This window comes from Protofrankia sp. BMG5.30 (assembly GCF_001983005.1).
Classification (GTDB): domain Bacteria; phylum Actinomycetota; class Actinomycetes; order Frankiales; family Frankiaceae; genus Protofrankia; species Protofrankia coriariae.
Genome location: NZ_MOME01000012.1, coordinates 79,037 through 89,711, shown reverse-complemented (window position 1 = coordinate 89,711; position 10,675 = coordinate 79,037). Strand labels below are relative to the sequence as shown.

5 protein-coding genes are annotated in these 10,675 nt (G+C 71.7%); all 5 read left to right on the top strand.

The window, feature by feature from the left end:
• Nucleotides 1–221: 221 nt before the first annotated feature.
• The 5 genes from BL254_RS08035 (at nt 222) to BL254_RS08015 (ending at nt 10,002) form a co-directional block, all read left to right on the top strand.
• A complete protein-coding gene (locus tag BL254_RS08035; RefSeq protein ID WP_076842962.1) occupies nt 222–1,892 on the top strand; it encodes an Hsp70 family protein in 1,671 nt (556 codons plus the stop codon).
• Between the two features lie 262 nt (nt 1,893–2,154).
• The gene (locus BL254_RS08030) at nt 2,155–5,691 is read left to right on the top strand and encodes a zinc ribbon domain-containing protein (protein WP_076842961.1); all 3,537 of its coding nucleotides are present in this window, start codon (nt 2,155–2,157) and stop codon (nt 5,689–5,691) included.
• A 487-nt stretch (nt 5,692–6,178) separates the two neighbouring features.
• A complete protein-coding gene (locus tag BL254_RS08025; RefSeq protein WP_076842960.1) occupies nt 6,179–7,366 on the top strand; it encodes an HpcH/HpaI aldolase/citrate lyase family protein in 1,188 nt (395 codons plus the stop codon).
• Between the two features lie 111 nt (nt 7,367–7,477).
• Nucleotides 7,478–8,842 carry a phosphoribosyltransferase family protein gene (locus BL254_RS08020; RefSeq protein WP_076842959.1) on the top strand — a complete coding sequence of 455 codons (1,365 nt, stop codon included), beginning with the start codon at nt 7,478–7,480 and terminating at the stop codon, nt 8,840–8,842.
• A gap of 41 nt (nt 8,843–8,883) precedes the next feature.
• Nucleotides 8,884–10,002, top strand: a complete 1,119-nt coding sequence (locus tag BL254_RS08015; RefSeq protein WP_047221452.1) for a cysteine protease StiP family protein — start codon at nt 8,884–8,886, stop codon at nt 10,000–10,002.
• Nucleotides 10,003–10,675: the final 673 nt, after the last annotated feature.

Genomic DNA, 10,675 nt, shown 5'->3' with positions numbered 1-10,675 from the left:
ACTAGAGGGCCGACAACAGCAGAAGGCCGACAAAGAGGGCCAACAACCGCGCGGCCATGGTTCCCGGCGCCCGGTTCCCCGCCGAATCCGGGCGCCGGGAACCGGCCCGGCCGGCCCAGGAGGTCTGGTGCCCCTGGCCGACGGGGGTCGCGGGCAGCGCGATCTGTTCTTCGTGTGCTCGGGCCCTGGGCGGTGGCCGCAGTTTGGCGGAGGGAAGCTACATGACGCGGACGAAGGTGTTCGGGATCGACCTGGGAACGACGTACTCGTGTATCGCCCAGGTGGACGAGTACGGACGCCCGGACGTCATCCGTAACATCGAGTCGCAGCCGACCACACCGTCGGTGGTGCTCTTCGACGAGTCGGCCGACGGCGACGTCAGCTTCGTCGTCGGCACGCAGGCCAAGCGGCAGGCCCGGATCCGTCCGGACGACGTGGCGAGCCTGGTCAAGCGGCACATGGGCGAGGCGGACTGGCGGTTCGTCGTCCACGGCGAGGAGTACAGCGCTTCCGCGGTGTCCAGCCTCGTGCTCAAGGCCCTGGCCGCCGACGCGCGGCGGGTGACCGGGAACCCGGTGACCGACGTGGTCATCACCGTGCCCGCCTACTTCGGCGACGAGGAGCGCAAGGCGACGAAACTCGCCGGGACGCTCGCCGGGCTGAACGTCGTCGACATCATCAACGAGCCGACCGCAGCCGCCTTCGCCTACGGGTTCGCGCGGGGCGGCGCGGCGGAGTCCACCGTGCTGGTCTACGACCTCGGCGGCGGCACCTTCGACACCACGGTCATCCGGCTGTCGGAGAACGAGATCACGGTGGTCGCCACCGACGGCGACCACGAGCTGGGCGGCGCCGACTGGGACGCCGAGCTGGTGCGCTTCCTCGCGCAGAAGTTCGTCGAGGCGCAGCCCGACGCAGGCGACCCGCTCGACGACGTCTACGACGAGCAGGAGCTGCTGACCGCGGCGGAGGAGGCGAAGCTGGCGCTCTCGGGCCGGGAGAGCGTGGACGTGCTGGTGGTCCATGCCGGCCGGCGCACGAGCGTGACCGTCACCCGCGCCGATCTTGAGGAGATCACGGCGCCGTTGCTGCAGCGCACGCTCGACCTGACCGGCTCGGTGCTCGACCGGGCGAAGGAGCGCGGTGTCGACMACGTCGACGTCTGCCTGCTCGTCGGGGGGATGAGCAAGAGCCCCGCCATCACCCGGAAGCTGACCGAGGAGTTCGGCCTGACTCCCCGTCTCGTCGACCCCGATCTTGCGGTGGCCAAGGGCGCGGCGGTGTTCGGGCAGAAGAAGGAGCTGGAACGCCAGGTCATCGACGATCTGGTCGCGAAGGGCAGGCTCGCCGAGGGGGAGGGCCTGGAGGCGGCGGAGCCGGCCGACGTGCGGCAGGCGGCGTCCGGGGCGGCCGACAGCTTCGGGCTGGACACCACCGCCGTGGCGGACCTGGTGAAAACGAAGATCGTCAACGTGACCTCGCGCGGTTTCGGGATCTTTGCCGAGGACAGGGGCAAGACGGTCGCCGCGTTCCTGGCGCACCGCAACGACCCGTTGCCGATCGAGGTGACGCGGACCTTCTACACGGTCTCCGACAACCAGGCCGAGGTCGACATCCGCGTGTTCGAGCAGGGCACGAGCGCCGAGTCGCCCGTGCCGGAGGACAACAAGGTGATCGTTGAGGGTGCCATCGCCGGTATCCCGGGTGGCCATCCCCGCGGCACACCAGTCGAAGTCACCTTCTTCATGCGCCCGGACCAGACCATCCGGGTCACCGCCACCCATCCCGGCGCGAAGGAGCCCCTGCTCCTGCAGGTGAAGGCCGGGGTCGGCAGCGAGGCGATGCGGGACGAGGAGGGCAGGAAGGTCACACTGCTCAAACAGCGCGACTAGGGCGTGGCTGATGGAAGCCGGCCGACGGGGGCGCTGACGCGGACGGCCGGCATCCACCGGACATGTGTCCACGAAGGGTGCCCACCGGCATGGCCTGACCTGTGTGGGGTGTCACCAGGAGTGGGCAAGGTGCAGTTCTGGCCGGTACATTGCCTCGTCCAGTACATATGGTGAATGTTCCAGGCTGTGTCCAGGACGGGCACGGGCTGTACAGGCACGGGTTTCACCTGCCCCGCGGCAGGGACGGGACGAAGGTGGGACGGTGAGCGCGGCGTTCGACGGCAGTGGTTATCGCCAGCGCGTGCTGGCGGAGCTGCACCGCCGGTCCTCGTTGGATCTCGACGATCCTTTTTTCGTCGCGGCCCTCGACCCGGATGTCGTCCACACCGACGCGCAGGTACGCGAGCAGCTGGCCGCCGTCATGGCCTTCCTGCAGCGGCAGCGGAACGCGACCCGGTACGCGTCGCTCGCCGCGACGCTGGTGCGGCGGCGGGCGGAGTGGGAGGCGCCGCTGCTGGACGCCGCCACCCGTGACCAGCTCCGGGCCCGGGTACTGGCGGCCCGCCAGGCCGGGCAGGCCGAACGGCTGGCGAAGGTGGCCCGCAACCTCGCGACCGTGCGTGAGCGTTTCGGCGGGGTGCCGCGTTCCCGGGTGGCCGGGCTGCGCCGGCTGGCGGCGGCCGACGGGGTGACCACCGAGCAGTTCGACGCGGTCCTCGCCGGTGAGCAGGTGATCGAGGACGGCTGGGGGGACGGGATCGAGCCCCTCGCCGCGGGGGTACGCCGCCAGATCCGGGACCGTCTGGTCGAACTGCGGCAGCTACGGGTCGGCAACCGGGCCGCCACCGCCTCCCTGTGGGCCTTCCTGGGCGTTCCGGCCGACTCGCCGCCGGAACGGATCCGGGCAGCCTACGAGATCGCGCTGGAACGCAACCAGCGGCGTCCGCACGACCGTGAGAAGACGGTGATCGCGGACCTGCTCGCGCAGGTGCGCACCAGGCTGCTGGACGGGGATCCGGCCGCCTACACCGCCGGCCTGGTCGCGGACGCCCGGGAGGAGATCCGGGGACGGGTCGAGGAGCACATCGTTCTCGACGGCGAACTGGGACCGGCCGCGTTCGAGGGGCTGGTACGGGAGATCCTGTCGAGTGGGTCGGGCCTGTCCACGGCGCAGGCCAAGACCCTGCTGCTCGGCGTCGCCCGGGAGCTGGGCGCGGCCGTGACGACCGGGGTCTTCCTCGACTACGTGGTGTGTGCGCAGTGTTGCCGTCCAGAGCCGGTGGACGGCTCGCGGATCTGCCGTTACTGCGACACCGAGCTGTACACCGCGTGCCCCTCGTGCGGGCGGGAGACCGAGGCCGCCGCGGTGGCCTGCCGCTCCTGCGGGCGGAGCATGCGCCAGGCGCGGGAGGCCGCCGAGGCGGTGTTCGCCATCCGTCGGGCGCTGGACGCCGGCCGGGTTCGCTATGCCGGCGAGCTGCTGGCCGCCGCCCGCCCGGTGCTGGCGCTGCTCGACGGTGCCGCCGCGCGGGAGGCCGAAGAACTCGGCGCGCGGGTGCAGGCGGCGCTGGCCGCCGCCGACGCCGGCTGGCGGGCGCTGGTGGACAACCGTGAGGCCCGGCGCGCGGATGCCGCCACCGACGGGGCACGGTGGCTGGTCTCCCACGCCCGCGACGTGCCCGGCCCGGACGGGCGCACCCCCGAGGAGGTGCTCGCCGAACTCGTCGCCCATCAGGACGTCATCCACCGCCGGGTCGCCGCGGCCCGGGAGCTGCCCGCCCCCGACCAGGAGAACGCCCTGGCCGCGGTGCTCGCCACGGCGGCCGACAGCCGCGAGGCGCTGGCGGCGCTGGCCGCGCTGCCCCTCGAGCCGCCCCGGGACCTGACCGCGACCGAGCAGGACGGCGGGGTGGTCCTGCGGTGGCGCGCCTCCCTGTCCAGCGCCGCCCCGGTGTCCTACCGGGTGGTCCGCCTGTTCGGGGACGCGAGCGACCCGGAGCGGGTGGTCGCGCCGGAACACAGCCTGGGCACCACCGGGTCCACGGAGCTCGTCGACGCCGGAGTGCCGGTGGGGGTGATGGTCCGCTACGAGGTGACCGCGATCGTCGGCAGCCGACGGTCGGTACCGGTACGCACACCCGGGCTCGTGGTCATGCGGGACGTCACCGAGCTGCGCGCGGAGCAGATCGGTGACGCGGTGAAGCTGTCMTGGCGCCTGGACGGTCCGGTGGACGCGGTCACGATCGAGCGGACCGTGGACGAATCGTCGCCGGTGCGGCTTCCGACGCGGCGGACCAGGGCGAACGCCGGTCAGTACGTCGACTCCGCCGTCCAGGCAGGTGTCACATACCGTTACCAGGTCTACGTCGAGTTCCATGACGCGGACGCTGTTCCCGCGCGTACGGACGGGGCGTCGACCATGGCGACGGTGATACCGCGTCCACCGGCGATCCGTGATCTGCAGGTCACCACCGCCGCGGGCCGCACCATGCTGCGCTGGAACGCGCCGGCGGGCAGCGAGGTGCGGATCTACGCGGTGCCCCCGAACGATCCGCAGCCGAGCTCGCAGTCGGGTCTGTCGAGCTCGCCGCCGGGGCATCCGCTCGCGGTCGAGGACACCGAGGTGGACCTGGCGCGGATCGCCGATCCGGCCCGGCTGGTCGGGTCCAGTGACAGCGGCCACCTGGTCGATCTGTCGGCGGCCGGCGAGCTGGAGTACGTCCCGGTGACCGTACTGGCCGGCCGGGCCGTGGTCGGCAGGGCGGTACGGCACCTGATCGTCGGGGAGATCACGGAGCTGCGTGCCGACGACCGCGGCGAGGAGATCGTGCTGTCCTTCCGGATGCCGCTGGGGATCACCGAGGCCCGGGTCCTGTGGCGTCGGGACCAGCTGCCGACCGGGCCCGACGATCCCGAGGCGGACCAGGCGAAGGTCACCAACACGAGCCTGGAGATAAAAGGCGGCTGGCACCTGGCCGCGCCGTCGGACGGCTCGGCGTATTTCATCGCCTGCTATCCGCTGGTGCATATCGGCGGGACGCTGACCGCGGTACCGCCGGGAACGGGCATCCTGGCCCGGCCGGCGGTCCGGGCGGAACAGGATGCCCGCCCGAATCCGCCGCTTCGCGTGGACGTCTCGGCCCCGGCAGCGGGTGGCCAGGAGGGCTGGCGGGCCGCGCACCCCTCGACACATCCCTCGACATCCGCGGATCCCGCGGATCCAGCGGCTGCCGGAGACCAGCAGGCTGCCGGAGACCAGCGGGCTGCCGAGGACCGGCAGGCTGCCGGGAGCGCGGGGGCTTCCGCGGACCCGCCGACCGGGGCCAGTTCGCTGGTCCAGCCGGACCAACAGCCACAGCAGGAGCAGCCCTACCAGGGGCAGCCACGGCAGGAGCARCAGCCACAGCAGCCACAGCAGGAGCAGCAGGAGCAGCAGCCGCAACAGGAGCACCAGCCGCAACAGCAACAGATGCGGGAGGATGCGGCGATGGTCAGTTATATGGTGGCCCGGGTGGGCTGGCGTCGTCGTACGCTGCGTGTACAGGTGCGCGCGGAAGGGCTCCTGCCCGAGCTGCTGCTGGTCGCCCGGTCCGGAACGACCCCGCCRCAGACCAGGGAAGACGGGCAGGTGCTCGCCCGGGTACCCGCCCGTGAGGCGGCACACGCACACGGTGAGCACACCGTGGAGGTCCCGCTGGACGGCGCGCGGCTGCCGTGGGGTGTCCGGCTGCTTCCGGGCCCGGACGCCGCGCAGATCGTGCTGCGGCATCCTCCGGACGACGCCCTGGTGCTTCGCTGAACCCGCCCGCCGGCCTGTCACGTGTACACATCTCGCTATTGCGCGTTGTGCATAACGCGCAATAGCGAATGGATCGGCAGCGAATAGATTACGCGGCGGGTAATCGGATAACGCGCGTCCGGCACGATACGTCGTGCTCACGGTCACCGGCCAGCGGCGTGGTGTATGCGGGCGCCCGGCGTGAGCGGTGGCTGGGCRCGGATGACTGTTTGATCCGCCATGTTGATCCGCCCTATTGATCCATCGGGCTGGTCGACCTGCCCTGATGCCCTGCCGCGGGCAGTCGACGGCCCGGCCACCAGTCGGTGGCGATCTCGTTCGCCACGGTCGCGGTTGTGTGAAAACAGGTTGTCCGGTTGATGACAACAGTGTGCGGAATTTCGGAACCAGCGGCTGTGGCTGTAGGTTCTGGCCAGTCCGGCGCCCACAAATGACGACGTGCGGCCGCCCCGATCAGTGAACGGTCCGACGACAGGGGGTTCGACCGGTGCGTCACTTCGGTTTCCTGGCCGCGGACCGGGCGGATGCGCTGTTTCACCGCCTGCCCGAGGAGATCCTGCCGGCTGCGGACCGCCTGTTGGTGGCAACGGCGCTCGGGGCGACCCTTTACGCTCCGGGCACCCGCCCGACACTGGCCGCGGACGTCCGCCGCCAGGTGTCCGCCGGGGTGACGTCGATGGTGCTCTGCCTGGAGGACGCCATCGCCGACCACGAGGTCCCCGCGGCGGAGGCGAACATCATTGCTACGCTGCACGACCTGAGTGAGAATCCGCCGGCCAGCGCGGGCGGGCCGCCGTTGCTGTTCGTCCGCGTGCGTGACACCGATCAGATATCGCGCATCATCGCGCGGCTCGACGTCGACGCGTCGGAGATGCTCGGCGGTTTCGTGCTGCCCAAGTTCGATCCCGAGGGCGGCGTGGCGGCGCTGGCCGCGGTCACGCAGGCCTCCGACCGGCTCGGCCGGCCGCTGTGGGCGATGCCCGTGCTGGAAAGTCCTCAGATCATCTTTCGCGAGACCCGGGAGCGGACGCTGCTGGGCGTGCACGACCTCGTCGACAAGCACGACGACATCGTTCTTGCCGTGCGTATCGGCGCGACCGATCTCTGCGGCCTGTTCGGGCTGCGCCGGGACCGCGATCTGACCATCTACRACATCGCGGTGGTGCGCGACTGCATTGCCGACATCGTCAACGTGTGCGGCCGCGGCGGGGAGCACGTGGTGAGCGGGCCGGTCTGGGAGTACTTCGCGCAGCCGGAACGGCTTTTCGTCAGCTCGCTGCGGGTCACGCCGTTCGAGGAGGCGGACCTCGTCGACGACAGCGCGGACGGCGCGCGGATGCGGTCCCGGCTCGTCTCCGCCGATCTCGACCGGCTCATCCGCGAAGTCGTGCTCGACAAGGCCAACGGGCTGCTCGGCAAAACGGTGATCCACCCCAGCCATGTGCCCGCTGTACACGCCCTGCACGTAGCCACCCACGAGGAGTACACGGACGCGATGGCGATTCTCGCGGACGACACCGGTGGCGTGCGTCCGAGCCACTATGCGAACAAGATGAACGAGCTGCGGYCCCACCGGACCTGGGCTGAGGGGGTGCTGCGGCGGTCTCGGGCCTTCGGCGTCCTGCGCGAGGGGCACACGTTCGTCGACGTGCTGGCGGCGACCAGCGCCCTGTGACCGGCCAGGCGCGGACGAGGACCTGGCGGGCGAGTGGCCGGAACGGGTGGAGACCCTGCTGGGAATGCCGGTCGGGATGTTGATGGGAATGCCGGTGAGGACGGAGGTCATGTGAGTCTGGCGGATGCTGCCGCGGTGCCRTCGAACGGTGCGGGATGGCTGTGGGACGAGCTGGGGCTCGATGTTCGCCTGCGGACCGACGTGGTCGGCGGGGGGCTGGACGCGATGGTGGGCCTTGCGCTGCGACGCAATCCGAGGCGGGCCCATCTGCTGGTCAGCCGGGTGCTCGGCAAACATCTGCCGGTACGGCCGGCGCGGTCGGTCGCGGCTGGTCACCTGCTGGCCGCACAGGTCCGTGCCGACCAGCGGGCGACCGGTGGCGACCGCGTGACGGTGGCGCCGCTGGTGCTCGGCTACTGCGAGACCGCCACCTCGCTCGGGCACACCGTGGCCGACGGGCTGGACGACTGCGACTACCTGCACACCACACGCCGGCTCGTTCCCGGTGCCACCACGTTGCTGGACTTCGACGAGGCGCATTCGCACGCCACCTTCCACTGGCTGATGCCGGGCGATCCCGAGCTGGTGCGGGCGCCCCGGCCGCTGGTGCTCGTCGACGACGAGCTGTCCACCGGCCGGACCGCCCTGGGCACGATCCGCGCGTTGCACGCGTTCGCGCCCCGGCCGTCGTACACGGTGGCCACCCTTTTCGACGCCCGGCCGGCACCGGCCCGCCGCGCCTTCGACGAGCTCGCGGACCGTCTCGGCGTGCCCGTGCGGGTGGTGTCGCTGCTGGCCGGGGAGGTGACCGTCCCGGACGACGTGACCGCGCGCGCCGAGCGGATACGGGCCCGGTACGGCAGCAGCCCGACGCAGTCGCCCACAGCGCCCGCTCCAGTGCGTTTTGTGACACCCGACTGGCCGGAGGAGCTTCCCGACGGCGCCCGCCACGGCTGGTCGCGGTCGGACCGGGCGCTGCTTGCCGAGGTGGCGCCGCTGGTCGCCAAGGATGTGGCCGCGGCGCTGAACAGGCCCTCGGGTCGCGTTCTCGTGCTCGGCACCGAGGAGCTGATGTACACGCCGCTACGTATCGGTGACGCGCTCGACCAGATCATCCCTGGCGAGGTCGTCTACCATTCGACGACCCGTTCACCGGTCCACCCCATCGACGCCGACGGCTACGCGATCCGCTGCGCGCGGACCTTTCCGGCGCCTGACGACCCGGGCCGGGTCAGCCAGGTGTACAACGTCCGGCCCGGTCTGTACGACGACATCGTCGTGGTGGTCGACTCGGCCGCGAACGGGCGGGCCGCCGTCGGGGCGGCCGGGGTGAGCGTGGCGGGGGCAGCCGACGTGTCGGGGATGGTCGGGGCGCTGCGCCGGTGCGCGCCGGTCACCGTGGTCACGATCCCGGCGCGGGGGCCGGCCGGCCGGCCGCTGACCCTGCCGGCCGACAGCACCGGGGGTGCGCGTTGACCGGGAGCGCCGCGAGCACCGGAGGTGCGCCCGGGAGCGCGGTGCGGCCGGTCCTCCCGGGAACGGTGGGTTCGGGCTCCTACGACCCGGCAGATGTCACCTTTCTGTTGAAGGACCTCAGCGACATCCCGCTGGAACGCCCCACCGAGGACCGTGAGGAGGACTTCTCCAAGGGCCGCCACTACTCCGAGGACCTGCCGGTCGAGTACGAGCCGTCGCAGGCCTACCTTGCCCTGTTCGAGGACGCCCTTGCCCGCTCGGCGGTGCGGGTCGCCACCGCGGTCGGGGTGGCCACCGAACTCGTGCTCGCGGCCAGGGTGCGGCCGGTCATCGTGTCGCTGGCGCGGGCCGGCACGCCCGCCGGCATCCTCATGCGGCGTTGGGCCCGCTGGCGGCACGGCCTCGACCTGCCGCACTATTCGGTCTCCATCATCAAGGACCGGGGGCTCGACGAGAACGCGATGCGCTGGATCCTCGCCCGGCACGACCGGCACAGCCTGCAGTTCGTCGACGGCTGGACGGGCAAGGGCGCCATCCTCAAGGTGCTTGAGGCCGCCGCCGGCGGCCTCGGGCTGGACGCGTCCATGGCGGTCATCTCCGACCCCGGCCACTGCACACCTCTGCACGGGACACGGGACGACTTCCTGATCCCGCACAGCTGCCTGAACTCCACGGTCAGCGGCCTGGTGAGCCGGACGGTGCTGAACCGGTCGCTGATCGGCCCGGCCGACTTCCACGGGGCGAAGTACTACCGGCATCTCGCCGACCGGGACTACTCCCGCCGTTACGTCGAGACCGTTGTCGAGGCGTTTCCCGCCGCGTCGGCCGCGGTCGCGGACGGCGTCTCGCGGCCGGCGGAGCGTACCCCGACCTGGGCCGGCTGGCAGGCGGTCGAGACATTGGCGAAGGAGTACGGGATCGACAACATCGGCCTGGTCAAGCCCGGGGTCGGTGAGACCACCAGGGTGCTGTTGCGCCGGGTGCCCTGGAAGGTCGTCGTCACGCCCGAGCGGCTGGCGGAGCTGCCTCATGTCCTGTCCCTGTGCGAGGCCAAGGGCGTACCCGTCGAGGAAAGGGCCGATCTGCCGTACTCGTGTGTCGGGATCATCAAACCGCCCGACGGCGAGCCCGACCGCGCACTGTTCAGCGCGCCGTCGTGACAGGGCGCGCCGTCACCGGGAGGCGTGTCGTCACGGCTCGTGGTGACGGGTGTGGGCTGGCCCGCCGCATCCGGGCCGGCTGACGCCGCGCCCGGGCCGCTCAGCACCTGTGCTGCCTCCAGACTGCCCAGCACCTGAAGGATCAGGTTTTTCCGGGGGATCGGCCCACGCGCCCCGGTGGCGACACGCAGCTCGCCGACCGTGACCAGGCGTTGCCGGACGGCGGACGCGATGATGTCGTACACGGCTTCCGGCCGCCGCGCCCAGCCGGCCATGTCCACGACGGACCGGGCCGGCCTGGTCCGGGGCGGACGCAGGTGCGGGTGCACGGCGTCGGAATCCAGCCGGGCGCTGTGGTGAATGACGACGCCCGGCCGCGGGGCGGGATACCGCCCGGCAGGCACGACGATGGTGACGTGTTCGTCGTCGAAGCCGCGCAGGCCGCCCATGGCGGCCGCGGAGGCACCGCCGACAACGGCGTGCGGCCCGATGGATTCGACCGCGCACCACAGCAGCTGCATACGGGTGAGCGGTTGCGGGCGGGTCACGAGCACACCCGCCATGGGGCGCTGCCAGCGTCCGGTCCGCACCTGCCGGTGGATCGTCGAGCGGCTCGTGCCGGCGGCGACGACAGCGCGGACGGCGATGACGCCGCACTGGCTGTCGGCGATCT